We start from the raw sequence: 24,648 nt of genomic DNA, 5'->3' as shown, positions 1-24,648 counted from the left end.
GCTGGCTTTCACCCGTTATCGCATATGCGAATTATTCGCAATATTATGTGGGGGTTTCAAATGCGGGCTTGGTGGATGATGGGCGTTTGCGCCGCCACTTTGATGGGTGGGGCCGCGATGGCGGAACCGGCGGCAACGACGACGGAAGAGATCATCGTCACCGGCCGCGTGCAGCGGCTGTACCGGGTGGAGGAAACCACCATCGGCAAGGTGCCCGCCAATATCCTGGACATCCCTCAGGCGGTGCAGGTGATCAACGCGGAACTGATCAAGGATCTGGGCGCGCGCAATGTCACGGACCTGTACCGCAACATTTCCGGCCTGTCCTTCTTCACCTATGCCGGCGTTACCTTCCGCGGCTTCCGCCAGGAACAGGCCTATTATGACGGGATGCGCGGCGACCCGTTCATCGGCTTTGCGGTACCGCAACTGTTCAACATTGAACGGGTGGAAGTTCTGAAGGGTCCGGCGGGTATGCTGTACGGCCCGGCGGCCCCGGGCGGGTCCCTGAACTATGTCACCAAGACGCCCCAGGACGATTTCCGGGGCGAGGTGCGGGCCTTCGCCGGCAATTACGACCGTCTGGGCGGGGCCGCCGAGGTGACGGGCCCCATCGATGAGGACGGCCGCTTCGCCTACCGCGTCGGCGCCTACTATGAGGAGATGGACAGTTTCCGCATCGGCGCCGGCAACGAGACGACCATCGGCGATGCCAGCCTACAGGTGCGGCTGGCGGATGAGACAAACCTGACGCTTCAGGTCATCCACTATGACCAGGACCTGCCCGCCAACCGCCTGCGCGGCATCCCCGTTACCGATGACGGCGTCTATCTGGCACCTATCACCTGGAACCATAATGAGCCGACGGATTATTCGAAGCTGAAATCCGATGTGCTGCAGGCCAAACTGGACACAAGGCTGACCGACGCCATCCGCATGGATGCCGGCGTACGTTGGTTCAAATCCAATGAGGTGCAGCAATATCACGAACCGCGCGGCACCTATGACAGTAACCGCGATGGTATCCTAGACATGGTGCGGCGTGAATTCCGCGACCAGAAGCGAGACAGCGACGCCCTGGCCACAGCCGTCAACTTCATCTCCGATACCGAACTGGCCGGTCTGGACCATCAGATCCTGTTCGGTGGCGACTGGTACCAAGAGGACTCGAACCTGTTGCAGCGGACGGCGCGGGCCAGCAATGCCGGCGGCCCCGTGCCCGATGCCAGCCTGACCAATCGTGTCTACGGCCTAACCTCCGGTGCCGCCTACAATCTGGCCAACGTGCCGTTCAGCCGGACGGACACGCGCGCTGAACGCCAGGGCGTCTACCTGCAGGATCAGGCCGGGCTGGGCCAGCAGTGGATAGCATTGGCCGGCATTCGCTACGACCATTTCACGGACCGCAACCGTGTCAACGGCTCAGACTTCTCTGATGGCGACTACACCTGGCGGACGGGCCTGATCTATAAGCCCACGGACGAAGTGTCCCTCTATGCCAGCTTCGCCAACAGTTTCGAACCGCAGGCCATCGCCAGCCAGGCGGACAATGCCGGCGGTCCCTTCGACCCGGTGACGGGCCGGCAGGTGGAAGCCGGGGTGAAGACGGCGCTGTTGGGTGGCCGCATTCAGGCCAACGGCGCCATCTACCGCATCGTGCGCGAAAACATGGTGCAGACCGACACCACGAAGCCGCCCGTCAATGGCGTCAACCAGTTAAGCCCTGTGGGCGAGGTGACGGCGAAGGGGCTGGAACTGGACCTGTCCGCCGATATCACGCCCGACTGGGTGTTCACGGCCAATTACGGCTATAACGACACCAAGATCACGGGCACAGTGCCGGGGCAGAGCCTGACCAACGCCGTGGGCAACCGCTTTGCCAATGCCCCGCGCCACAAGGTTGGCTTCTGGACCCGCTATCAGGTGCCGGTCCTCGATACCGGCTTTGCCTTTGGCGGGGAACATGTCTCAAGGCGCCTCAGCCTGAACGGCCAGACGGTGAAGCCCTATACGATCTTTGACGCCTCCATCATTACGGATCTGGGTTTCGCGGAGGCGATGTTCCGGGTGAAGAACCTGTTCGACAAGGAATATGCCGCCTCGGGCTTCACCACCCATAATGGCCATTTCCCTGGGGAACCGCGCACATGGTTTGTCGAACTGCGCCGGACCTTCTAAACCATGGCGGCGGCGACAGAACGGAAGCGGCGGTCAGTCTGGTGGGCTGTCCATGCCTGGGCTGGGCTGAAACTATCCCTGTTCATGACCTTCATCCTGGCGACGGGCACGCTCGCCGTATTCTCCGCCGAACTGGACTGGCTGGTCACGCCATCGATGCGGGTGATGCCGCAGGAGGGAGCAAAGGCCTCCTGGGGCACGCTGGCGGCATCGGCACGGGACGCCGTACCAGGCGGGCGGCTGGCGCAGATCTATGCACCGCCGCATCCCGGTTTCGCGGCGGAGGCCTGGCTGGACACCAGCACCGCCCGGCCCACCCGCGTGCATCTGGACCCTTACACGGGCCGGGTCACGGGGGTTGTGGGCTGGTACAACATCCAGCGCTTCCTGCGGGAGACGCATCGCCATCTGATGCTGCCCGTGAAGCTGGGGGTGCCCATCGTCTGCACCCTGGCCTTCCTGCTGCTGGCCTCGCTGGTCAGCGGCATCGTCACCTACAAGAAATGGTGGCGCGGCTTCTTCAAGCGGCCGCGCGGTGGGGACGGGCGCAGATTGTCTGGCGACCTGCACCGGCTGGCCGGGCTGTGGAGCCTGTGGTTCGTCGCCCTGATCGCGGTGACGGGCGTCTGGTATATGGTGGAATCGCTGGGTGGCGACGCGCCTGACCATCCCAGGGCCCCGGCCCTCTCCATCACGGCGACACAGCCGGTGGGACCGGCCCTTGACGCCCTGATCGAGGCGGGTCTGCGCGCCTATCCCGGCCTGGATATCCGCGAAATCCGCTATCCCACGGCCAAGGGCGGGCGGGGTTTGGTGCTGATGGGGCAGGCCGATGCCTGGCTGGTGCGCGACCGGTCGAACGCAGTCTGGCTGAACCCCGATGACGGCGCTGTTCTGCTGGTCAGCAGTGGGGAGGAACTGACGGCCCATCAGCGCATCTCGGAAATGGCAGACCCCCTGCATTTCGGCACGCTGGGCGGCTATGCCACAAAGATTGTCTGGTTTCTGGCTGGCATCCTGCTGACGGGTCTGTCGGTGACCGGGGTGATGATCTACAGCATGCGCCTTCGCGCCGCCGTCGCAACGGGGGCTGAAAGCAGCAATGGCTGGGTCAGGGCTTGGCGCGGCATGGGCTGGTGGGCCTATCCGGCACTGGGCCTGATCATCCTGTCGCTGGCCCTGGCCCCCGGCGCCATGCTGGCCTGAAAGGGGGGCTTCGCGGGCCCAACTCCGGATACTGGACAGCATCCCCGACGCCACAACATTGAAATATAAGGATTTTCAAGGATCACAAATTTTAAGCTCCTGAATATCCAAAATTGGCTACCATTGGGCGCCGAGATTGGCTACTATTCCTTGGCAGCCGACATCCAAGCCGGCATCATGGACACGGGAGTACTGCACATGAGGAATTTGAAGCGGCTGATGCTGCTGGGTGTTGCGGCAGGGGCTGCGATGGTCCCGGCCGCGCATGGCCAGGACGTGGCCTTGGAAGAGATTGTGGTCACCGGCTCGCGCCTGTCCGCAACGATTGAGACTTTCCCCGGTTCCTACACGGTCGTGGGTCGCAAGGATCTGGAGGATCAGTTGTCGACGACGGCAGATATCGGGTCTGTCCTGTCCAACATGGTGCCCGGCATCGCCGCCTCCAACGGCACCGCCGCGAATGTCGAGCAGAGCCTGCGCGGTCGTCCTCTGCGCGTCTTCATCGACGGCATCCCCGTATCCAACCCGCTGCGTGACGGTGGCCGCGACCTGCGCCTGATCTCCCCGTCCGTGATCGGCTCGATCGAGGTGATCCGTGGTGCCTCGGCCCTTTATGGCCAGGGTGGTGCGGGCGGCATCGTCAATTACATCACCAAGGACGCGCCCTCGACCCAGGAATTCCGTTTCAAGACGGAGATCGGGACCAGCCTGTCGACAGAGCACCTGGCAGATAGCGCACGGCCCAGCATTTCGCAAAGTGCATCGGGCGCCATCGGTGGTTTCGATGTCAACCTGAACGGCTCGTATGAGCGGGTGAACGGCCAGTTCGACGCCGATGGCGACCGTCTGGCCCCCGATCCGCACAATTTCGGCGGCATTGCCGATAGCAATATCTATAACCTGTTCGCCAAGCTGGGTTATTCCTTCGGTGACCAGCGCATCGAGGCGATGGTCAATTATTACCAGCAGAAGCAGGACACCAACTACGTCACCGTCAGCGGCAATATAGCCAGGGGCATCAAGGAGACGGCTGTCAAGGGCATGGCGGATCCCCGCGCGCTCGACCCGGAAAACCGCAACATCATCTCGTCCTTAGCCTATGAGAATGGCGACATTTTCGGCTCTTCCCTAAACAGCAAGATCTACTATCTGGAAAATTACAGCGTCTTTTCCTTTGACGCGGCGCGCCTGGGCGGGACCCAGACCACCATCACTTCGGAAAAGATCGGCTGGCAGACCGATTTCACCACAAAGCTGGATGATTGGGGTCTGGACGGGGGTACCGCGCTCTGGGGCTTCGACATTGCCCGTGACACCACCGAACAGCCACTGATCCCGCTGACCAACAAGCCGGGCGATGGCCGCACCTTCACGCCGCCGCTGAAGCAGATGAACTATGCGGCCTTCATTCAGCTGGACGTGCCGGTGACGGACTGGTTCACCCTGCGCGCCGGCATCCGGCATGACGAATTCAAGATGAAGATCGACGATTTCGTGGCCGGCCTGACCAATGTGAAGGTGGCAGCGGGCGAACTGGATTACAGCGCCACGCCGGTCAATATCGGCGGCACACTGCATATCCTGCCCGAAGCGGAAATCTTCGGCGGCTTCTCCCAGGGTTTCTCCATCCCCGATATCGGTGCGCCTTTGCGCCGCGTGACGGCACGCAATCTGGACAATTTCGATCCCAAGCCGCAGCTGGTGAATAACTACGAAATCGGCCTGCGCGGATCGGTCCTCGATATCGGCTACACGGTCGCCTATTTTATCAGCAAGTCGAAATACGGCACCGATTTCGTGATCGACACCGTGAACCCGACCGAGGCCGCGACCCTGCGCGAGAAGGAACGCATCCACGGCATTGAGGCGACCCTGTCCGGCAAGGTCGGTGACAGCACCAGCTGGGGTGGAAGCTTCGCCTGGTCGGAGGGCAAGCGCGACGCCAATCATGACGGCAAGGTCGACACCCCCCTGACCGGGCGCCGCATCGGGCCGGAACAGTACAATGCCTGGCTGGAACAGGAATTCACCGCAGACTGGACGGGTCGTTTGCAGGTGAACCGCACCGGTTCGCGCAACAAGTTCCCCAATGCCAGGATCAATGATTTCTACACGGGCCGTGTGCGTCCCGTGACGCGTGTCGATGCCTCCACCCAGTACAGCATGAACAACCTGCTGTTCACGGTCGGTGTGAACAACCTGTTCAACAACGACTATTATTCCGTCACGTCCCAAATGATCAACCGCGACCAGCTGTACAGCAAGGCGGAGGGCCGTACCCTCTTCCTGAAGATGTCTGCGGAATACTGATCCGGCTGTCCCGGTCCTGCGGCTTTGTCCGCACCCCGGCACCGGGCCGATCCCTCCCGACATGGATGACAAGAATGACTCTGCCCGTGAACGGCGCGGAACGGGGCTTCACGCCCTATGATATAGGCAGGACACCGGCAACGGCCTGCCGTATCGACCAGCGCTTCTCCTACTGCCTTTATGTACCTTCCCGGCTGGTGGAAAACCCGGTCGGGGGGCGCATCCTGGCGGCGGTCCATGGCACGGACCGTGGCAATCAGGCGCTGCGGGACCTCTTCATCCCCTATGCCGAGGCCACGGGCAGCATCATCCTGGCCCCCTTGTTCCCCTGTGGGATCGGCGAGCCGCAGGAACGGGATAATTACAAATACATTGAGTACCAGGGCATCCGTTTTGACCATCTGTTGCTGGACATGGTGGCGGAGGTGGCGGCGCGCTATGGCGTCGATGCCGGACGGTTCGACCTGTTCGGCTTCTCCGGCGGGGCACATTTCGCCCATCGCTTCCTCTATCTGCATCCCGGTCGGCTGCGTGCCGTGTCAGTCGGGGCGCCCGGTTCGCCGACGCTGCTGGATACGGGCCGTCTCTGGTGGCTGGGCGTAGCCGATATGGAGCAACGGTTCGGCGTGCCGCTGGACCTGGACACCATGCGAAAGGTCCGGGTGCATCTGGCCGTCGGGTCGGATGATACCGACACCTGGGAAATCACCCACACGCCGGGCTCCCGCCATTGGATGGAGGGAGCCAACGATGCCGGGGCGACGCGGGTCGAAAGGCTGCACACGCTGGCCGCCAGCTTGGCGGACAATGGCATTGATGTGCGGCTGGACATTCTGGACGGGTTCCGCCATTCCCGTGACGCCCTGGTCGGGGCCGCCATCGCCTTCCTGAACAGGCTGGCGGCGGAAGGGGGTGGCGATGTTTCGACCTAACCGCTTAAAGCGCCTGCTGCGGGAAAAGCGGCCGGCGCGCGGGGCCTGGCTATTCATGGGCAGCCCTGCCGTGACCGAGGCGTTGGCCCCGCTGGGTTTCGATGCCCTGATCATCGACCATGAACATTCGCCGGGCGGGCTGGAAACCGCCATCCATCAGATGCGGGCCATGGCGGGTACCGGCACCACTGTCCTGGCCCGGCTGCCGGACAACCACCCAGCCCCCGTCCGGCATCTGCTGGATGCCGGTGCCGAAGGATTGCTGGCCGCCAACCTGGAAAGTGCGGATGCCGCCGACAGGCTGGTGAAGGCCACACGCTATCCACCGCACGGCATAAGGGGGGCGCACTACACCGTCTCCCGCGCCGCCGGCTGGGGCGCCTGGAGCTGGGAGGTGGCGGAATTCGGGGAGGCGGAAACCCTGACTATCGGCCTGATTGAAAGCATAAGGGGCGTGGATGCCATCCCGGAGATGGCGAAGGTGCCCGGACTGGATATGCTGTTCATCGGGCCACTGGACCTGTCGATCAGCGCCGGCGTGCCCGGACAATATGAGGCCCCCTCATTCAAGGCTGTTCTGGAAGCGGCGGAACGGCGCATTCTGGAGGCCGGGCTGGCCCTGGGTGGAACCACGCTGCCGGGCCAGACGGCGGACACGTTGTTCGACCGTGGTTATGGCTTCGTCACCCTTGGCGCCGATGTCACCTTTCTGCGCCGGGGGGCCGGATTGGCCCTGGGCCAGACGGGTTGAAGGGGGGAAAGATGATGAAGGACCGATCACCAGCCACCCCTTGCCCCCCGATACCGTCGCGCCGGCAGATCATGGCCGGCATCGCCGCCGCCGCCCTGTTGCCGGGCATGGCCCGCGCCGATGATCCGGTCACGGCATCAAAGGCCGAAAGCGGCCTGCTGATCTACTCGATCATGGCCGAGTATAATTGGCGCCCTCTGCTGCGCGGGTTCCAGGCGCTCTATCCCTGGATCAAGGTCAATTGCCTGGACATGGGCCCGTCGGAAGTGTTCGAGCGCTATTACGCTGAAACCTCCGTGAACCGGGCCTCGGCTGATATCATCGTGTCCAGCGCCGCTGATGCCTGGATGCGCTTCGCGGCTAAGGGCAGCATCGGCGCCCATGTCAGCCGGGAAGACGGCAGCCTGCCGGCCTGGAGCCGGCCTATGCCCGGCCTCTACACGCTGTCGGCTGACCCGATGGTGATGATCTACAACAAGCTTTTGCTGAAGCCCGACCAGTATCCAGACGGGTTGAACCGGCTGGCGGCTCTAGCGGAGGAAAATCCGCTAAAATTCCGCAAGCGCGTCACCACCTATGACGCCGCTGCCCATGCACTGGCCTATGCCGTGCATTGGGCCGCCATCACCAGCGGACGCCCCGGCGGCTGGGACCTGATGCAGCGCCTTTCGCCTGCCGTGCGGGTGGAAAGCGGTGGGGCCGCGATGATGGAGAAGGTGACCACGGGTGAGTATCTGGTCGGCTTCAATGTCTCCGCCGTCACGGTCTGGCCGCAGATGGCGACCAAGGGCCGGTCGGAGATCGTGGACTGGACCCTGGACAAGGATGGAACGGTGCTGGTGCCGCGCGGTATGGCCGTTACTGCCGGCAGCCGCAGCCCGGCCAGTGCCCGGCTCATGCTGGATTATCTACTGTCGCATGACGGTCAGGTGGCGGCGGCACAGGGCGGGTTGATGCCCTACCGGTCCGATGTCCGGCCCGATGAGGTGCCGTACCTGACCTATGATGGTCTGGTCCGGCGGCTGGGGGGCGAGGACAGGATCGTCCATGTCAGTTACGACCCGACCATGCTTGACCATTACCAGGATTTCATCGCCCGCTGGAACGCCACGTTCAAGGCACGGCGGTGAGGGTGGCCACTCTCTCTACCGTCACCCCGGCGAAAGTCGGGGTGACGGTAGAGAGAGTGGGATGACGCAACGATCACTACCCCCTCTGACATCAAGGACCGGACCAGCCCATGTCCCTGGCGGAACCCCAATCCCGATTTTTCCGGCCCGACCGGGCGCTGCTGATACAGGCGGCAGTGGCGCTGGCGACGCTGGCCCTGGTGCTGGGGCCACTGGTGCCCGTACTATGGCAGTCGCTGCTGGACCGCCCGCTATATGAGGCGGAGCCGCTGTTCAGCCTGGACAATTATGTCCGGCTGTTTGGCAATCCGCGCTTTCATGACGCGTTGGGCAATTCGGTGCTGCTGGCGCTGCTGTCCACGCTGATCGCCACGGTCCTGGGCGTAGCCTTCGCGTTGTTCCTGGAACGCACCGACATGCCAGGACGTGGCTGGCTACGCAACCTCACCCTTTGGCCCATGTATGTGTCGCAACTGGTGCTGGCCTTTGCCTGGTTCATCCTGTACGGCCCGTCCGGCTATGTCACGCTGGCGGTGGAACGGATGGCCGGCGTGCCGCTCTGGGACATGTATACGATCCTGGGCATGGGGCTGCTGGCCGGCACCTCGCAGGCACCCGTCGTCTATCTGTTCTGCTCCTCATCCGCCCGCATGGCCGACGCCACGCTGGAGGATGCGGCCCGGTCCGTCGGTGCGGGCCCCCTGCGCGCACTCTGGTCCGTGTCCCTTCCCCTGATGCGGCCATCCATCATCTATGCAGCTCTGCTGACCTTCATCGGGTCGCTGGAAATGCTGGCAGTTCCGCTGGTGTTCGGCAAGCCGGTGGGTTTGGAGTTCTTCACGACCTTCCTCTATATGGAGGGGCTAGGCGCCATCACCCCGGATTACGGGCTGATCGGGGCGGCGGCAACCCTGCTGCTGGTCGTGATTTCCATTCTGCTGGTGATCCAGGGTCTGCTGCTGCGTCAGTCGAAGCGTTTCGTCACGGTGCGCGGCAAGGCCCAGCGGCCCAAATTGGCGCCCATCGGTCGGGTCGGCTGGGTCGTCTGCGGATTGATGTGCCTCTACACCGCCATTGTGCTGCTGCTGCCGCTGGCCGGCATCGTGCTGCGCTCGGTCACCAGTTTCCTCACCCCCCTGATGTCACCCTTCGACCTGCTGACGCTGGACCATTTCGAGATTCTGTTCGGGTACGAGGCCTATCGCCGCTCCATCCTGAATTCGGTGTTCATAGCGGCCTTTGGCGGGGCGCTGGCCACCCTGTTCGTGGCCATGGTGGCGCTGGTGGCACACCGGTCGGAATTCCGCTTCCGTCGTGTCCTGGAATTCGTGGCGCTGTATCCCCGCGCCATGCCGGGCATCATTGCGGGTATCGGCATGTTCTGGGCCATGCTGCTGCTGCCCTTCGCCCATGTGTTGCAGGGGACAATCTGGCTGCTGATACTGGCCTTCACCATGCGCGGCATTCCCATGGCCTTCGGTGCCCTTTCACCCACCCTCCACCAGATCGGGCGCGAACTGGACCAGGGGGCGCGGTCGGTGGGGGCCGACTGGTGGACTACCGTCCGCGTGATCATCCTGCCCCTGATGAAGCCGGCGCTGTTTTCGGCCTATGTGCTGCTGTTCCTGGCCTTTTTGAAAGAATATGCCGCCGCCGTGTTCCTGTTCGCCCCCGGTGCAGAGATCATCGGCACGACGATGCTGACCTTTTGGACCAATGGCAGCACAGGACCGGTCGCCGCCCTCTCCGTCATCCAGCTCGCCATCACGGCCCTGTTCGTGACGCTGGCGCGCCGCAGCTTGAGGACCAACAAAGATGTCTGAGGTTGTCGTCGATCGTCTGAACAAGCATTACGGCCCGGTGCAGGCCCTGCACGAGGTCAGCCTGCATGTGCCCGACGGAGAATTCCTGACCCTGCTGGGTCCGTCGGGCTGCGGCAAGTCCACGACCCTGTTCGCCATCGCTGGGCTGGACAGCCCGTCGGGCGGGCGCATCACGGTGGGTGGGCGGGATTTCTACAATGGGGCCAGCGGCCTGGAACTGCCGCCGGAGAAGCGCAATCTGGGTCTGGTGTTCCAGTCCTACGCCCTGTGGCCGCACATGAATGTGCGCCAGAACCTGGCCTTCCCCCTGCGCCTTCGCAAGGTGGGGAAAAAGGAGCAGGATGCGCGGATCGAGGAGGCGCTGGCCCTGGTGGAGATGGGCGCCTATATCGACCGCTACCCGCACGAATTATCGGGCGGGCAGCAGCAGCGCGTGGCCCTGGCCCGCACCCTGGTCTTCCGCCCCTCCCTGCTGCTGCTGGACGAACCCTTGTCCAACCTGGATGCCAAGCTGCGCATCAAGGCGCGGTCCTGGCTGAAGCAGTTGCAGCGGCAGTTGGGCCTGACCACGCTGTACGTCACCCATGACCAGTCCGAGGCGCTGGCGCTGTCCGACCGGATCGTGGTGATGGAGAAGGGGCGTGTGTCGCAACTGGGCAGCCCGGAGGAAATCTACCGCCGCCCCGCCAACGCCTTCGTCGCCGATTTTGTCGGTGCCAGCAATTTCCTGCCCGGAGAGGTGGTGGACCGCAAATCAGCCACCGGCACCTGCCGGGTGAAGCTGGCGGGCGGGGATGTACTAACGGCCCTGTGGCCCGACACCTCCGCCCCGCCTGCCGGCAGCCTGCTGACGGTGCGTCCCGAACATGTCAAGCTATCGGCGGAGCCGCCCCTGGCCGACCCGGAGTTCAATATCCTGGCGGGCCGCATCCTGGAACGGGCGTACCTGGGTGCGCGTCTGCTCTACACGCTGGATTGCGGCCATGGCATGGTCGTGATGGCAGAGACGGAGATGCGGGTGGAGGGCGATACAGCCTGGCTGCGTTTTGCCGTCGATGACACGCTGCTGGTCAGGGCCTGACGGATCGGGAGGGGCGGATATGTACCGGATCGACCTGGCGGGCACCCGCCACCGCTTCCCCGACCTGAAATCGCTGCTGGCCGCAGCCACGCCCCTGCGGTCGGGGGACGAACTGGCCGGCATCGCGGCGGAAAGTGCCGAGGCACGGGTGGCCGCCCGCCACATCCTGGCCGACCTGCCGCTGAAGACCTTCCTGACCGAAACCGTGGTGCCGTATGAGGATGACGAGGTCACCCGCCTGATCATCGACAGCCATGATGCCGCCGCCTTCGCCCCGGTCGCCAGCCTGACGGTGGGGGAATTCCGCGACTGGCTGCTGGATGACAAGGTGCGGGCGCGGGAATTGTCGGCAGTCTGCCCCGGCCTGACGGCGGAGATGGTGGCGGCGGTATCAAAGCTGATGCGCAATCAGGACCTGATCGCCGTCGCACGCAAATGCCGCGTGGTCAGCCGGTTTCGTAGTTCTATCGGACTGCGCGGGCGGCTGGCGGTGCGGTTGCAGCCCAATCACCCGACCGATGATCCGGCGGGCATCGCCGCCTCCATCCTGGATGGGTTGTTGCATGGCTGTGGCGATGCCGTCATCGGCGTCAATCCCGCCACCGACAATGTGGACGGCGCCATCGCGCTGCTGCATCTGATCGACGATCTGCGGCTGCGTTACGCCATCCCGACACAAAGCTGCGTACTGACCCATGTCACCAACAGTTTGCAGGCCATCGAACGCGGCGCCCCCGTCGATCTGGTGTTCCAGTCGGTAGCGGGGACGGAGTGGGCCAATCGCGGCTTCGGCATCGACCTTGCCCTGCTGGCAGAGGCGCAGGAAGCCGCCCTGTCGCTGAAACGCGGCAGCATTGGCAATGACGTGATGTATTTCGAAACCGGCCAGGGCAGCGCCCTGTCCGCCGGGGCCCATCACGGCGTTGATCAGCAGACACTGGAAGTGCGGGCCCAGGCCGTGGCACGGGCCTTCAGGCCACTGCTGGTCAACTCCGTCGTCGGTTTCATCGGACCTGAATATCTTTATGACGGGCGGCAGATCATCCGGGCGGGGCTGGAGGATCATTTCACGGGCAAGCTGCTGGGCCTGCCGATGGGGGTGGATGTCTGCTACACCAACCATGCCGAGGCCGATCAGAACGACATGGACAATCTGCTGACCCTGCTGGGTGTCGCGGGCGTGTCCTTTGTTATGGGCGTGCCGGGTGCCGATGACATCATGCTGAATTACCAGAGCACATCCTTCCATGACGCGCTGTATGTGCGCGATGTGCTGGGCGTGCGCCCCGCGCCGGAGTTCGAGGCTTGGCTGGACGGCATGGGCATGCTGGACGTGCGTGGCCGGGTGGCTCCGCCCGACATTGCCACCCTCCCCCTGGCCCGTGCCATCGCCGATCAGAGGTTCCCGACGCAATGAGCCAGCCACCCGCCGACGACCCGCTGGCCCGGCTGCGGGCGGCCACCCAGGCCCGGATCGGCCTGGGCCGGGCCGGTCATGCCATGCCCACCCGCGCCTGCCTGGATTTCGACCTGGGCCATGCCCGCGCCCGCGACGCCGTGTGGACGCCGCTGGATATGGAGGCGGTTACGGCGCAGACGGGCGACTGGCCGGTGCGGATGGTCCGCAGTCAGGCACCTGACCGCGCCACCTATCTGCGCCGCCCCGACCTGGGCCGCGAACTGGCGGAGGCGGACGGGTTGCCGTCTGGCCCGTTCGACCTGTCAATCATTATCGGTGACGGGCTGTCGGCCCGCGCGGCACAAGCACATGGTGCCGCCCTGGCGCTGGATCTGCGTAACCGGCTTGCCGGCTGGTCCCTGGCCCCGCTGGTGCTGGCGCATCAGGCGCGCGTGGCACTGGGCGATGCCATCGCCCTCGCCATGGGCGCCCGCTTCGCCCTGATGCTGATCGGGGAACGGCCGGGCCTGTCGGCCGCCGACAGTCTGGGCGCCTATCTGACCATCGATCCCCGGCCCGGCCGGATGGACAGCGAGCGCAACTGTGTTTCCAACATCCGCCCGCCGCACGGGCTTTCCATCGCGCAGGCCGGGGAAAAGCTGGCCTGGCTGCTGACGGAAGGACGGCGGATCGGCGCCACCGGCATCGCACTGAAAGATGCCGCCCCCACCAAGGACAGACCCCATGTTCACCATCAATCCCATGCCGCCGATCCCGCCCGGCCCGCTGCTGGACAAGCTGTTGCAGGTGGAGACGGCGACGGTGGGTCATTTCCGCCATGACGGCTTCATCGACCCCGCCATCCGCCTTGTCCTCCCCTGGGCGCGCATCGCGGGGCCGGCGGTGACGGTGCGGATCGCCGGTCCCGACAGCACCCTGCTGCATCATGCCGTCAGCAGCGCCCGACCCGGTGACGTGCTGGTCATCGACCGCGGCGGGGACACGCGCCATGCCTGCTGGGGCGGAGTGACGACGAACGCCGCCCGGCTGGCCGGCATCGCGGGCATCATCATCGACGGCCCCGCCACCGATTTCGGGGAGATCGTGAAGGCGGGCCTGCCCGTCTGGTGCCGGGGCCCGTCGGCCCTGACCACGAAGTTCCTGCCCCTGGATAGCGCCATGAATGTATCGGTCAGCGTGGGTGGTGTGGCCATCAATCCCGGCGACCTGATCCTGGCCGATGAAAGCGGGGCCATCGTTCTGCCCCCTGATCAAGCAGAGGCCGCCGCCGACCGCGCCATCAGCCTTCAGGAACGCGAACGTCTGGTGCTGGCCCGGCTGGCGGCGGGTGAGAAGCTGGCCGATATCTCGGGCGCTTCCGACATCATTCGGCGCGCGGGTGCGGCGTGACCGTACAGCGCTGGCACCGCTGGGCCGGGCTGTTCCTGGGGCTGTTCATCGCGGTCCAGGGGTTGGGGGGCACGCTGCTGTTGTTCCGGCAGCCGCTGAATCACCTGCTGCATCCAGAGGCCTTCGCCCCCGCGCCGCCGGACCTGGATGCCAATGTTGATGCCGTGCGCGCCAAAGGCTGCACCATCAACCGCATCGACCTGCCCGACCGCACCACGGACCCGCTATTCTTCCACCTGTCCTGCAACGCCGATCCGTTCATGGCCACGGCGGGCGGCGGGCAGGTGCTGCGGCTGGCACCGCTGGGTGACTGGCCAATGGAATGGCTGTTCCAGTTCCATTACCGGCTGGCCGCCGGCACAGCCGGACAGCAGGCCGTGGGCTGGATCGGGGTGGCGTTGCTGGCCCTGTGCCTGACGGGCCTGTGGATGCTGCTGCGGACCGCCCGGCGGGATGGGTGGCTGGGGCTGTTCCGCCCCGGCTGGCCCAAGGCCCCCCTGCGCCGCTGGCGCGACCTGCATCGTGCCGCCGGTCTCTACCTTGTCCCTGTCCTGGCTCTGCTGGCCCTGACCGGCATTGGCATGGCGTGGAACCCCACCGTGACGGGGGCACTGCCCGTCACCCCGCGCCCGTCGCCCCAGGTGGCGGCGCGACCGGGCAGTCCCCTGCTGCCGCTGTCGGTGATCCTGGGCAAGGCGGCGGGAGAGGCACCCAGCAGCATTCGCCTGCCCGGCGGGCACGGGCGGGTGGTGATGGTCATGCGGGGCCGCGCCGACAGCCCCGATTATGAACAATTCTGGTTTGATGGCTATGCCGGCACCCTGCTGGGCACCCGCCGCGCGGCGGAACGGGCAGCGGCGGACCGGTTCACGGACCTGTTCTATCCGCTGCATACGGGCAGCCTTCTAGGGCCAGCGGGCACCGTCCTGATGCTGCTGGCCGGACTGTCCCTGCCGGGTTTCCTGGCCACGGGGATATTCCTCTGGTCACGGCGCCGGGGGCCGGCAACGCTGCCGATGCGGGTTGCGGCCCTGTCGCGCGACGGCACCGGCGTGCTGCACATCACCCTGCGTCACCGGTTCGGCCTGCCCCTGCCACGCTTTGGCGCCGGGGATCACGTGGATGTGCATCTGCCGAACGGCCTGGTCCGGCAATATAGCCTGTGCGGTCGCCCCGGACGGCGCCTGTCCTGGCAGATCGCGGTGCGTCTGTCGGATGTGTCCGCCGGCGGCTCGGCCTGGATCCACACCCATCTGACCGTGGGGTCACACCTGCGCCTGGGACAGCCACGCGCGCATTTCGTGCTGTCATCCGGGAACGGCCCTGTCCTGCTGTTGGCCGGTGGCATCGGTATCACGCCGCTTCTTTCCATGGCTTGGACATTGTGGGAGACGGGGCGGTCTTTCACTCTGCTGGGCTGCTCCCGCGACCGCGCCGCCCGCCCCTTGGCCGGGGCTATCGCCACCACACCTCTGGCCCCTTTTGTGCGCTGGCATGACAGCGCCACAGATGGCCGCATCGATCTTCGCGCCCTGATAACGGCGCAGGCTCCCGGCACGCATCTTTACACCTGCGGTCCTGATACCTTCATGCAGGCAGCACTGGATACAGCCCACCATCTGGGCTGGTCACCCGACCGGCTGCATTGGGAGGCGTTCGCCCCCGCCAAACCCAGCGGCACGGCCTTTACGGCCATTGTGGATGGGAAGACCATCTCGGTCGGGGCCGGTGAAAGCCTGCTGGACCGGTTGCTGGCCGAAGGCATCCCCCTTCCCCATTCCTGCCGCCGGGGCCTGTGCGGAGAATGCGTGGTGAATGTGCGGTCCGGATCGGTGGACCACCGCGACAGCATCCTGACACCAGAAGACCGGGCCGCCGCCCGCATGACCGCTTGCTGCTCCCGCGCTGCCGCCGAGGGCGGGACCCTGCACCTGTCCTTGACGCGATGACGCCGCCGAACAGCGAAGCCTGTTGACAGGCAATTGATAGTAGCCAATTTTGGCTGTATAGATTTCCGCCATGATGGAGCCTGCGATGCCCTCCCTGTCCGTCGCCTGCGTGCAAAGCACGGCGACCTCTGATCCACAGCGTAATCTGGCCGCCGTCACACCGCTGATCCGTCAGGCGGCAGCGGGAGGGGCAAAGCTAATCTGTCTGCCGGAGGCGTTCGATTATCTGAACCCGTCCTTCTCAGCGCTCAGCGATTACGCCCTGCCAGAAGTGGAACATCCGGCCCTGACCCTGCTTTCGCATCTGGCGCAGGAACTGTCGGTCTGGCTGTTGGCCGGATCGGTCTCGGTGAAGCTGGCGGATGGGCGCATGGCGAACCGGTCGGCCTTGATCGGGCCGGATGGGGCCATCAATGCCCGCTATGACAAGATCCATCTGTTCGATGTCGACCTGCCCGATGGGTCCCGCTTCCGCGAAAGCGATTTCTACCGCCCCGGCGACCGGGCCGTGGTGGCCGACGGGCCGGATGGCGCCCGCATCGGCATGGCCATCTGTTATGATGTGCGGTTCCCGCACCTGCACCGCGCGCTGGCACAGACAGGCGCACAGATACTCACCGTTCCCGCCGCCTTCAGTTCCATGACCGGGCCCTTGCATTGGGAGGTGCTGTTGCGCGCTCGTGCCATCGAAACCGGCTGTTTTGTGCTGGCCCCGGCGCAGTGCGGGGACAATTATCCCGGCCGCCGGTCACACGGACAAAGCCTGATCATCGATCCCTGGGGCCGGGTTCTGGGCCGGCTGGGCGATGAACCCGGCGTGCTGTCGGCCAGCCTGGACCTGGATCAGGTTGCCGCCTTCCGTGCCGCCATCCCGTCGCCCGTCACCAACAACCCGTTCCGGGTCGGAGCCTGAAACCCATGCAGACCATCACCCGCCGCATCACCCTGCGCGAAGGCCACGAGGTTGTGGCCTATGTCCATGGCGAGGGGGCGCGCACCCTGTTCCTGGCCAATGGCGGCCCTGGCCTGCCCAACCGCTACTTGCGTGAACCGCACCTGCGGCTGGCGGAGAAGGGCTATCGCATCGTGGGCTGGGACCAGTTAGGGTGTGGCGCCAGCGACCGGCCCTCCGATCCCGGTCTCTGGACCCTTGAACGCTATGTCGATGAAGCCGAACAGGTCCGCCGCGCGCTCGACCTGGGGCCGGTGGATTTCCTGGGCCATTCCTGGGGCACCTGGCTGGGGACCGAATACTGCCTGACATATCCCGAGGCAGTGCGGTCCTACATCATCGCCGACGGCGCTTGCGACATCCCGCATCTGGTGGGCGAACTGAACCGCCTGCGTCTGGCGCTGGGGTCAGAAACGGTAACGATGATGGTGACGCATGAGGCGGCGGGCACCCTCGACCACCCAGAATATCAGGCGGCCGTCACCCTGCTGAACCATCGCCATGTCTGCCGGCTGCGCACCTGGCCGGAGCCGCTGACCGCGTCGCTGGCCGACTGGAACATGGGCCCTTATGTCACCATGCAGGGACCCAATGAATTCACCTATACCGGCAATATGAAGGACTGGAACCGCGTGCCCGCCATGGGGGGCATCAAGGTTCCCTGCCTTGTCCTGGCCGGCAAGCATGACGAACTGACCCCCGCCTGTTCGCTGCGCATGCATATGGCCCTGCCGGACAGCCGCATCCGTATCTTCGAAAACAGCTCCCACATGCCCTTTTATGAGGAGCCGGACGCCTATTTCGCGGAACTGGAAGGTTTTCTGGCATCGGTTGAGACGTAAGGATGCGGGACAACCGGCCCTTGGCGTTTGGTTTGGCGGTCTGCTAATATGTTGAGCAGAAATCAGATAACAAATTGGCTACCGCAACCATGGCAACGACCAAGGAAACCTCCAGGGACAAAGAAGCCGAGGCCGCCAGCCTTGTCAGCCGGCTGGAAGCGGACCTGCTGGGTGGGGTGTTTCGGCCTGGGGAATGGCTAAAACAAACCGACATCGAAACGAATTATGATGCACATCGTTTCGATGTCAGAATGGCCCTTCTTGACCTTAAGACACGTCAGCTTCTGGAACATGTCCCCAATCGTGGATACCGCGTGGCAAGCCTGTCGCAGCAGGACCGTGAAGAATTGATTGAGGCGCGCACCGTGCTGGAGGTGGCGGCGGCCCGGCGCGTGGTGGAACGAGCAACCGATGATGATGTGGCCGAACTGGACCAGATCGTCGCGGAATTCGACGCCAATATGGAAGATGCCGATCTGCCGCTGCTGCGCGCCCTCAATGCGAAGTTCCACGACCGGCTTTATGCCATATGTGGAAACCGCGTGATGATGGAAGAGATCAAGGCCCTGCGCCATCGCGGCCTGCCGGGTGTCCGCGGCTGGCGCGCCAATTCCGCCATCCAACGCTCCAACCGTGACCATGGTGACATGGTGGCCATGATACGTGCCCGCGATGCAGACGGTCTGGTCCATGCGATCGAACGTCACCTCAATCGCTGGCGGGAGGAGTGATACTGGGCGTTACCGCACCTTTATGAATGCGTCAGGATCACATCCAGGAAATATTCGCCATAACGCTCTAGCTTGCGCGAACCTACGCCCTGCAGGGTGCCCAACTCGTCCAGGTCGGTCGGCTTCTCCCGCACCATTTCCATCAATGTTGCGTCATGGAAGATGACATAGGGTGGAACCCCCTGCTCCCGCGCCAGTTCCAGGCGCAGCGCCTTCAATGCGTGCCAAAGCGTATCGTCGGCGGGTGACAGGTCGGCGGTGGATGTCTTCGGCTTCGACGAACTGCTACCGCCCGACCAGGAAGCCTTGCCCTTCCCCTTGGCCTCCGCCGCCGGATCACGGCGCAGACGCACGACTTCCTGGCTTTTCAGGACGGCAGTCGCCGTCTCCGTCAGGATCAGGCCGCCATGCCCCTCCGGATCGGCACAAAGCAGGCCGTTGGCCACCAGTTGGCGGAAAACGCTATGCCATTCCTGCTTGCCCAGTTCCGTGCCGCAGCCAAAGGTCTTCAGCTTGTCATGGCCCTTTTCTGTCACCTTGTCGGTGGCAACCCCACGCAGCACATCGACCAGATGGCCCACCCCGAACCGCTGCCCGGTGCGGTATACGGCTGACAGCGCCTTCTGCGCCACCACCGTCCCGTCATAGGTTTCGACGGGCTGGAAACAGGTGTCGCACTTGCCGCAGGGCTTGGGATATTCCTCATCGAAATAGGTCAGCAGCGTTTGCCGCCGGCAGCGCGCGGTCTCGCAGAAGCCCAGCAGCGCCTCCAGCTTCTGCCGCTCCGTGCGCTTGAAAGCGGGCGGGCTGTCAGATGATTCCACCATCATCTGCATCTGCACAACGTCGGCAAAGCCGTAGAGCATCAGAGCTTCCGCCGGAAGACCGTCGCGCCCGGCGCGACCCGTCTCCTGGTAATAGGCCTCAAGGGATCGCGGGGGGTCCATATGGACCACGAAGCGTACATTCGGCTTGTCGATACCCATGCCAAACGCGACGGTGGCGACCATCACCACGCCCTCGCCCTTGATGAACCGGTCCTGATTGGCCTGCCGCGTGGCGGGGTCCAAACCGGCATGATAGGGGAGCGCGTCCACCCCCTGTTCGGCCAGATATTGTGCGATGGCGTCCACTTTGCCTCTGGAAAGGCAATAGACCACGCCCGCATCCTCTGGCCGGCGGCGTAGGAAATCCAGCAGCTGCCGGCGTTCCTGGTCCTTGGGCAGGATACGATAGGTGATGTTGGGCCGGTCGAAGCTGGCCAGGAACAGCCGGGCGTCGGTCAGGCCCAGGCGGGCCGCGATGTCGGTACGCGTCTGTGCGTCCGCCGTCGCCGTCAGGGCCACGCGCGGCACATCCGGGAATTTCTCGTGCAGTATGGAGAGCTGGAGATATTCCGGGCGGAAATCATGGCCCCACTGGCTGACGCAATGCGCCTCGTCCAGGGCGAACAGTGCGATGCGCGACCGGTCCAGCAGTTCTAGGAAGCGCGGTGTCACCAGCCGTTCGGGCGCGACATACAGCAGGTCCAGATCACCTCGCTCACACGCCCGCTCCACCTCCTGTGCTTCCCGCCAGTCCAGCGTGGAGTTCAGGTAGGCGGCGCGCACGCCCAACTGTCGCAACGCATCCACCTGATCGCGCATCAGGGCGATAAGGGGCGAAACGACAATCCCGACACCGGGCCGCACCAGGGCCGGGATCTGATAGCAGAGCGATTTGCCCCCGCCCGTCGGCATCAGGACAAGGGCATCCCCCCCAGCCACGACATGCTCGACAATGTCGGCCTGCATGCCGCGAAAGGCCGGATAGCCCCAGACCTTGCGCAACGCATCCTGGGCCGCCTCCAGCGGCGACAGGGCGAAAGTCTCGGCAAGGGCGTCGGGCATGGCGCTACGGCTTGGGGGTTATATCTGTTCGGGACCACCAGATAAAGTGGCCGCCGACAGGTTTACGGCACCCGCCGCATGCGGTCCAGGGCTTTGACGATCTCAGTGGTGGCCGTGGCCGCCATGATGGCCATGACCGTGCCCACCGTCACCTTCCGGGGCCTTGATGGCGCTGATACAGATCACGGCCAGAACGCTGGCGGCGAAGAACAGGCCGATACCGACGAAGCTCATGTCAAATCCTCCAAACCGAATTCCGGCGGCACACTAACGGCGCCGCACGACCGACGCAACCGGGCCATCATGCCAGCAGCCATTCCCGCATCAACCCCGTCACCAACTCCGGCTGCTCCAGCGGGGCCAGATGGCCGCAGCAGGGGACCACATAGAGGCTGGCGCCCGGCACCGCCGCCGCAATCTCCTGCGACCGGTCGGGCGGCGTCTGCGCATCATCGGCACCGACAATGACCAGGGTGGGGACCGCGATGGCCGCAAGGCCGGGCCGGCTGTCGGGCCGCGACAGAATGGCCGCCTGCTGCCGGCAGAAGGCATCACGGCCCACTCTCTCCGTCATAGCCAGAACGACGCCGCCGATTTCCGGCACGGCTACATGGTCAGGATGCACCTGTGTGGACAGAAGGCGCGGCGACATGCCCCGAAACTTGCCGATCCTGGCCAGTTTAAGCATGGCCGCCCGCCGCTGCCGCTGTTCCACGGTATCGGGGCGGGCGGACGTATCGACCAGACACAGGCGCGTCACCCGTTGCGGCGCGCGGCGCAATATCTCGAACGCGACATAGCCGCCCATGGAAAGGCCAGCCAGCGCAAACCGTTCCGGCGCCTGCGCCAGAACCGCCTCGGCCAGCGCCTCCATCGAGTCTGCCTTTGTGAGGTCGGCGACGGTACAATCCGCGATATCGGACAGGTTGTTTATCTGGTGCGCCCACAAAGCTTCGTCGCACAACAGGCCCGGCAACAGAAGGAGGGGCTGCCTTGCGTGCGGTGTGGGGGGTGTCATCGCCCGAAATCCTTGCTCTCAAAGGCCGAAATTGATATCGAAGGCGCGACCGTAAAGCATTGTGTTCCTGCTGTTCAAATGCAGGTGACGCAGGGTTGCCAGCGGTCGATCCATTATCGCCGCCGACGTCACGGTGTTTTTGTTCGACGTCGCCTCCAGAATGATGAAGGCCTAATGCTGTTCTCGGAACTTGGACTCGGGTCCGAAGTCCTTCGCGCTGTTGAAGAAGTTGGCTATACCACGCCGACGCCGATCCAGGAAAAAGCCATCCCGTGGGTCCTGCAGGGCCGGGATGTGCTGGGCTGCGCCCAGACCGGTACGGGGAAGACCGCTTCCTTTACCCTTCCCATGATCGAGATTTTGGGCCGTGGCCGCGCCAAGGCGCGCATGCCTCGGTCCCTCATCCTGGAGCCAACGCGCGAACTGGCCGCCCAGGTGGCAGAAAATTTCGAGCTGTATGGCAAGTACCACAAGCTGAACATGGCGCTGCTGATCGGTGGCGAAAGCTTTGGCGACCAGATCAAGAAGCTGGAACGCGGCGTTGACGTGCTGATCGCCACGCCGGGCCGCATGATGGACCTGTTTGATCGTGGCAACATCCTGCTGACCGACATCAAGGTCCTGGTGATCGACGAGGCGGATCGCATGCTAGATATGGGGTTCATCCCCGATATCGAGCGTATCGTCAGCCTGCTGCCGCGCAAGCGTCAAACCCTGTTCTTCAGCGCCACCATGCCGCCGGAGATCAAGCGTCTGGCCGATAAGTTCCTGACCACCCCGGAAGAGGTGACGGTCAGTGCGCCCGCCAGCACGGCTACCACGGTGGCCCAGCATCTGCTGGTCGTGGATGAACAGGACAAGCGCGAGGCGCTGCGTCGCCTGATCGCCACCGACGATGTGAAGAACGCCTTCATCTTCTGCAATCGCAAGAAGGACATTGCCGTCGTTCATGGCTCGCTGGTCAAGCACGGCTTCAATGCCGGCGCCCTGCATGGCGACATGGTGCAGTCCAAGCGCACCGAGACTCTGGAGGCATTTAAGGCCGGCAGCATCGACCTGCTGGTCTGTTCCGACGTGGCGGCGCGCGGTATCGACATTTCCAATGTCAGCCACGTGTTCAATTTCGACACGCCGCACCATTCCGAAGATTACGTCCACCGCATCGGCCGCACGGGTCGCGCGGGCAAGACGGGTCGCGCCTTCACCATCGCCACGCCGGACGATGGCAAGCTGGTGCATGCCATCGAAAAGCTGATCGGCAAGGAAATTCCCCGCTTCACGATTGAGGGGATCGAAACCGCCGAACTGTCCTTCGATGCCGATCCGCGCCGCCGTGGCCGGGGTGCCCCGAAGAAGGAAGAGGGCCGCCGCGGTGGCCGCGACCGGGGCGAACGGGCAGAGCGCGGGCCCAAGCCCGAGCGCCATGTCCATGTGGAGCCTGAGGCCGCCGAAGCTGCCATCGAGGCACACCAGCAGAAGCGCGAACGTCCCGATAACCGGGGTGACCGCCACGAGAGCCGTGGCGAGCCGCGCGGCGAGCGCAATCGCGACCGGTACGAGAATCGGGGCGAAGCGCGCGGTGAAAATCGCGGCGAGGGCCGTGGTGACAACCGGGGCGAACCCCGTGCGGACAATCGTGGCGACGGCCGCAACGAGGGTCGGGGTGAGTTCCGCCGCGATGAGCATCGCCGCGACGAATTCCGCCGTGACCGCGATGACCGCCGCGACCGCCGTCCCCGCCGGGACGAGGATGATGACCGTGGCCCGCCCGTTGTCGGCTTTGGCGATGACGTACCCGCCTTCATCCTGCGCGCCGCCCGTCCGCCCAAGGCACCGGTCGTCGACGTGGCGGAAGCTTCGGAAGACTGAGCCATGCAGACGATCTTCATCATGGTCAAATGCGATCTCGGCCGCGCCTATGACGTGGCCGACCTCGCGGTGCAGAGCGTAGCAGAAGTCTCGGAAGTGCATTCCGTCTCCGGCCAATACGATCTGATGATGAAGTGCTTCCTGGAGGATGGGGAGGATATCGGCCATTTCGTGACGGGCCAGATCCAGACCCTGGATGGGGTGAAGGACACTTTCACCATCATCACCTTCAAAGCCTTTACCTAAGCCTTCTCGCAGTACCCGACGGCCAGGGGGCCGGTGCGCCGCAGCCCCTTGTACGCCGCCACATCGTCCGGCACCGACCGCAATACCAATGCGAACTGTCGCCGCTCCGCCCCTGTCAGGGCGTATAGCGGGCGCTGGTGTGTTCGGATGGTGAAAAGGACAGCACCACTGTCGGGCAGCTTGGTCAGCGTCTGCCGCTCCACCCGTAGCCACAGCCGCTCCCCCGCATTGCCCTCATCGATATCGGCATCGGGGGGCACGTGCGCCTTGGTTCCCGGCTGGAACAGGGTGGGATCGTCCGACAAGGTCCAATTGGCCCGCCACACCACCCGACCCGGTGACAGCGTATCGAAGAACCGGTCAACCGGTGTGGCCAGCATCGCGTCATAGCGCGCGACAGGCCGGTGGATGCCCGGCAACGGCTTGCCCAGCTTATGCGGCAGCATCCAGTGCGAGGGGAAACAGACCACCCCGCCCGTCAGCCGCCATCCACCCGGCGACGGCGTCATCAGGCACAGATCATCGGGCAGCAGATGGGCCAGCAGATGCAGCGGATGCTCAAAATCCGCCGGGTCCAGGCGGGCACCATCCACCCGGCTTTCCACCCCCCGCCCCACCCGGCAAAACCAGTCCGGAAACTGCGCCGTCAGATGGGCGAACAGCAGGCCCATCACCTCCGCCGACGCAGCCCGCGCCTCCGGCATCAGGGCCATCACATCCCATTTGCGGTTGCGGATCAGGCGTGCACGTTCGGCCATTTGTTCCGGCCAGCCGGCATCAGGCATCAGCCAGCTTCCCATCTCCTGCGCCCGTAACCCCATGGCCATGCGCCAGACATCGCCATCGAAAGGCCAGGGAAATGGTTCGGGCGGCAGGATCGGCATCGATTGGCACATCACGGACTGGGATGGTGCATCATGCCCCATCCCAGT

At 64.6% G+C, this 24,648-nt stretch carries 21 protein-coding genes; 17 read left to right on the top strand and 4 right to left on the bottom strand.

Going from position 1 to position 24,648, the window contains the following annotated elements:
- Positions 1 to 60: 60 nt before the first annotated feature.
- The 15 genes from C0V82_RS17920 to C0V82_RS17850 all read left to right on the top strand — a co-directional run bounded on the left by C0V82_RS17920 (position 61) and on the right by C0V82_RS17850 (position 18,694).
- On the top strand, positions 61 to 2,178 hold the full coding sequence (locus tag C0V82_RS17920; RefSeq protein ID WP_245924275.1) for a TonB-dependent siderophore receptor: 2,118 nt from the start codon (positions 61 to 63) through the stop codon (positions 2,176 to 2,178).
- Between the two features lie 3 nt (positions 2,179 to 2,181).
- Positions 2,182 to 3,384, top strand: a complete 1,203-nt coding sequence (locus tag C0V82_RS17915; protein ID WP_102113811.1) for a PepSY-associated TM helix domain-containing protein — start codon at positions 2,182 to 2,184, stop codon at positions 3,382 to 3,384.
- A gap of 198 nt (positions 3,385 to 3,582) precedes the next feature.
- Complete coding sequence (locus tag C0V82_RS17910) at positions 3,583 to 5,694, top strand: TonB-dependent receptor (protein WP_158660024.1); 2,112 nt, start codon at positions 3,583 to 3,585, stop codon at positions 5,692 to 5,694.
- Positions 5,695 to 5,768: 74 nt separating this feature from the next.
- On the top strand, positions 5,769 to 6,626 hold the full coding sequence (locus C0V82_RS17905; RefSeq protein WP_102113809.1) for an alpha/beta hydrolase: 858 nt from the start codon (positions 5,769 to 5,771) through the stop codon (positions 6,624 to 6,626).
- Positions 6,613 to 7,377: an HpcH/HpaI aldolase family protein gene (locus C0V82_RS17900; protein WP_102113808.1), complete on the top strand. Its 765-nt coding sequence runs from the start codon at positions 6,613 to 6,615 to the stop codon at positions 7,375 to 7,377. The genes C0V82_RS17905 and C0V82_RS17900 overlap by 14 nt, the downstream gene beginning before the upstream one ends.
- 11 nt (positions 7,378 to 7,388) lie before the next feature.
- On the top strand, positions 7,389 to 8,507 hold the full coding sequence (locus C0V82_RS17895; protein ID WP_102113807.1) for an ABC transporter substrate-binding protein: 1,119 nt from the start codon (positions 7,389 to 7,391) through the stop codon (positions 8,505 to 8,507).
- Between the two features lie 110 nt (positions 8,508 to 8,617).
- Positions 8,618 to 10,330 carry an ABC transporter permease gene (locus C0V82_RS17890; RefSeq protein WP_102113806.1) on the top strand — a complete coding sequence of 571 codons (1,713 nt, stop codon included), beginning with the start codon at positions 8,618 to 8,620 and terminating at the stop codon, positions 10,328 to 10,330.
- Positions 10,323 to 11,411 (top strand): ABC transporter ATP-binding protein, encoded by a 1,089-nt coding sequence (locus tag C0V82_RS17885; protein WP_102113805.1) that lies wholly within the window; start codon positions 10,323 to 10,325, stop codon positions 11,409 to 11,411. Before C0V82_RS17890 ends, C0V82_RS17885 begins: the two co-directional genes overlap by 8 nt.
- 19 nt (positions 11,412 to 11,430) lie before the next feature.
- Positions 11,431 to 12,828 carry an ethanolamine ammonia-lyase subunit EutB gene (locus C0V82_RS17880; protein WP_102113804.1) on the top strand — a complete coding sequence of 466 codons (1,398 nt, stop codon included), beginning with the start codon at positions 11,431 to 11,433 and terminating at the stop codon, positions 12,826 to 12,828.
- On the top strand, positions 12,825 to 13,652 hold the full coding sequence (eutC, locus tag C0V82_RS17875; protein WP_102113803.1) for an ethanolamine ammonia-lyase subunit EutC: 828 nt from the start codon (positions 12,825 to 12,827) through the stop codon (positions 13,650 to 13,652). Before C0V82_RS17880 ends, eutC begins: the two co-directional genes overlap by 4 nt.
- Positions 13,555 to 14,220 (top strand): RraA family protein, encoded by a 666-nt coding sequence (locus C0V82_RS17870; RefSeq protein WP_102113802.1) that lies wholly within the window; start codon positions 13,555 to 13,557, stop codon positions 14,218 to 14,220. The genes eutC and C0V82_RS17870 overlap by 98 nt, the downstream gene beginning before the upstream one ends.
- The gene (locus tag C0V82_RS17865; RefSeq protein ID WP_102113801.1) at positions 14,217 to 16,169 is read left to right on the top strand and encodes a PepSY domain-containing protein; all 1,953 of its coding nucleotides are present in this window, start codon (positions 14,217 to 14,219) and stop codon (positions 16,167 to 16,169) included. The genes C0V82_RS17870 and C0V82_RS17865 overlap by 4 nt, the downstream gene beginning before the upstream one ends.
- Before the next feature lie 85 nt (positions 16,170 to 16,254).
- Positions 16,255 to 17,082: a carbon-nitrogen hydrolase family protein gene (locus C0V82_RS17860; RefSeq protein WP_102114379.1), complete on the top strand. Its 828-nt coding sequence runs from the start codon at positions 16,255 to 16,257 to the stop codon at positions 17,080 to 17,082.
- Positions 17,083 to 17,087: 5 nt separating this feature from the next.
- Entirely contained in the window at positions 17,088 to 17,963 is an 876-nt protein-coding gene (locus tag C0V82_RS17855; RefSeq protein ID WP_102113800.1) for a proline iminopeptidase-family hydrolase, read from the top strand.
- 89 nt (positions 17,964 to 18,052) lie between these two features.
- Positions 18,053 to 18,694: a GntR family transcriptional regulator gene (locus tag C0V82_RS17850; protein ID WP_054166332.1), complete on the top strand. Its 642-nt coding sequence runs from the start codon at positions 18,053 to 18,055 to the stop codon at positions 18,692 to 18,694.
- A gap of 20 nt (positions 18,695 to 18,714) precedes the next feature.
- Here C0V82_RS17850 and recQ read toward each other — a convergent pair whose 3' ends face one another.
- The 3 genes from recQ to C0V82_RS17840 form a co-directional block, all read right to left on the bottom strand.
- The gene (gene recQ / locus C0V82_RS17845; RefSeq protein ID WP_102113799.1) at positions 18,715 to 20,583 is read right to left on the bottom strand and encodes a DNA helicase RecQ; all 1,869 of its coding nucleotides are present in this window, start codon (positions 20,581 to 20,583) and stop codon (positions 18,715 to 18,717) included.
- Positions 20,584 to 20,685: 102 nt separating this feature from the next.
- Positions 20,686 to 20,817: a hypothetical protein gene (locus C0V82_RS27815; RefSeq protein WP_281262375.1), complete on the bottom strand. Its 132-nt coding sequence runs from the start codon at positions 20,815 to 20,817 to the stop codon at positions 20,686 to 20,688.
- 67 nt (positions 20,818 to 20,884) lie between these two features.
- Positions 20,885 to 21,601 (bottom strand): alpha/beta fold hydrolase, encoded by a 717-nt coding sequence (locus tag C0V82_RS17840; RefSeq protein ID WP_102113798.1) that lies wholly within the window; start codon positions 21,599 to 21,601, stop codon positions 20,885 to 20,887.
- A 174-nt stretch (positions 21,602 to 21,775) separates the two neighbouring features.
- Here C0V82_RS17840 and C0V82_RS17835 point away from each other — a divergent pair, with 174 nt between their 5' ends.
- Both C0V82_RS17835 and C0V82_RS17830 read left to right on the top strand, forming a co-directional pair.
- Positions 21,776 to 23,470, top strand: coding sequence for a DEAD/DEAH box helicase (locus C0V82_RS17835; protein ID WP_102113797.1), 1,695 nt, complete (start codon positions 21,776 to 21,778; stop codon positions 23,468 to 23,470).
- 3 nt (positions 23,471 to 23,473) lie between these two features.
- Complete coding sequence (locus C0V82_RS17830; protein ID WP_054166328.1) at positions 23,474 to 23,716, top strand: Lrp/AsnC ligand binding domain-containing protein; 243 nt, start codon at positions 23,474 to 23,476, stop codon at positions 23,714 to 23,716.
- Here the strand turns inward: C0V82_RS17830 and C0V82_RS17825 are convergent.
- Positions 23,713 to 24,600, bottom strand: coding sequence for a heme-dependent oxidative N-demethylase family protein (locus C0V82_RS17825; protein WP_158660023.1), 888 nt, complete (start codon positions 24,598 to 24,600; stop codon positions 23,713 to 23,715). The two genes, C0V82_RS17830 and C0V82_RS17825, sit on opposite strands and share 4 nt — an antisense overlap.
- Positions 24,601 to 24,648 lie beyond the last annotated feature (48 nt).

Origin of the sequence: Niveispirillum cyanobacteriorum, from assembly GCF_002868735.1 — a bacterium.
GTDB lineage: Bacteria > Pseudomonadota > Alphaproteobacteria > Azospirillales > Azospirillaceae > Niveispirillum > Niveispirillum cyanobacteriorum.
This window is presented reverse-complemented; position numbering and strand designations above follow the sequence as displayed.

What these genes read in the sequence shown, in the direction of transcription:
- C0V82_RS17920 (WP_245924275.1), top strand. Translation starts at nt 61, where the DNA reads ATGCGGGCTTGGTGGATGATGGGCGTTTGCGCCGCCACTTTGATGGGT.
- C0V82_RS17915 (WP_102113811.1), top strand. Translation starts at nt 2,182, where the DNA reads ATGGCGGCGGCGACAGAACGGAAGCGGCGGTCAGTCTGGTGGGCTGTC.
- C0V82_RS17910 (WP_158660024.1), top strand. Translation starts at nt 3,583, where the DNA reads ATGAGGAATTTGAAGCGGCTGATGCTGCTGGGTGTTGCGGCAGGGGCT.
- C0V82_RS17905 (WP_102113809.1), top strand. Translation starts at nt 5,769, where the DNA reads ATGACTCTGCCCGTGAACGGCGCGGAACGGGGCTTCACGCCCTATGAT.
- C0V82_RS17900 (WP_102113808.1), top strand. Translation starts at nt 6,613, where the DNA reads ATGTTTCGACCTAACCGCTTAAAGCGCCTGCTGCGGGAAAAGCGGCCG.
- C0V82_RS17895 (WP_102113807.1), top strand. Translation starts at nt 7,389, where the DNA reads ATGATGAAGGACCGATCACCAGCCACCCCTTGCCCCCCGATACCGTCG.
- C0V82_RS17890 (WP_102113806.1), top strand. Translation starts at nt 8,618, where the DNA reads ATGTCCCTGGCGGAACCCCAATCCCGATTTTTCCGGCCCGACCGGGCG.
- C0V82_RS17885 (WP_102113805.1), top strand. Translation starts at nt 10,323, where the DNA reads ATGTCTGAGGTTGTCGTCGATCGTCTGAACAAGCATTACGGCCCGGTG.
- C0V82_RS17880 (WP_102113804.1), top strand. Translation starts at nt 11,431, where the DNA reads ATGTACCGGATCGACCTGGCGGGCACCCGCCACCGCTTCCCCGACCTG.
- eutC (WP_102113803.1), top strand. Translation starts at nt 12,825, where the DNA reads ATGAGCCAGCCACCCGCCGACGACCCGCTGGCCCGGCTGCGGGCGGCC.
- C0V82_RS17870 (WP_102113802.1), top strand. Translation starts at nt 13,555, where the DNA reads ATGTTCACCATCAATCCCATGCCGCCGATCCCGCCCGGCCCGCTGCTG.
- C0V82_RS17860 (WP_102114379.1), top strand. Translation starts at nt 16,255, where the DNA reads ATGCCCTCCCTGTCCGTCGCCTGCGTGCAAAGCACGGCGACCTCTGAT.
- C0V82_RS17855 (WP_102113800.1), top strand. Translation starts at nt 17,088, where the DNA reads ATGCAGACCATCACCCGCCGCATCACCCTGCGCGAAGGCCACGAGGTT.
- C0V82_RS17850 (WP_054166332.1), top strand. Translation starts at nt 18,053, where the DNA reads ATGGCAACGACCAAGGAAACCTCCAGGGACAAAGAAGCCGAGGCCGCC.
- recQ (WP_102113799.1), bottom strand. Translation starts at nt 20,583, where the DNA reads ATGCCCGACGCCCTTGCCGAGACTTTCGCCCTGTCGCCGCTGGAGGCG.
- C0V82_RS27815 (WP_281262375.1), bottom strand. Translation starts at nt 20,817, where the DNA reads ATGAGCTTCGTCGGTATCGGCCTGTTCTTCGCCGCCAGCGTTCTGGCC.
- C0V82_RS17840 (WP_102113798.1), bottom strand. Translation starts at nt 21,601, where the DNA reads ATGACACCCCCCACACCGCACGCAAGGCAGCCCCTCCTTCTGTTGCCG.
- C0V82_RS17835 (WP_102113797.1), top strand. Translation starts at nt 21,776, where the DNA reads ATGCTGTTCTCGGAACTTGGACTCGGGTCCGAAGTCCTTCGCGCTGTT.
- C0V82_RS17830 (WP_054166328.1), top strand. Translation starts at nt 23,474, where the DNA reads ATGCAGACGATCTTCATCATGGTCAAATGCGATCTCGGCCGCGCCTAT.
- C0V82_RS17825 (WP_158660023.1), bottom strand. Translation starts at nt 24,600, where the DNA reads ATGCCGATCCTGCCGCCCGAACCATTTCCCTGGCCTTTCGATGGCGAT.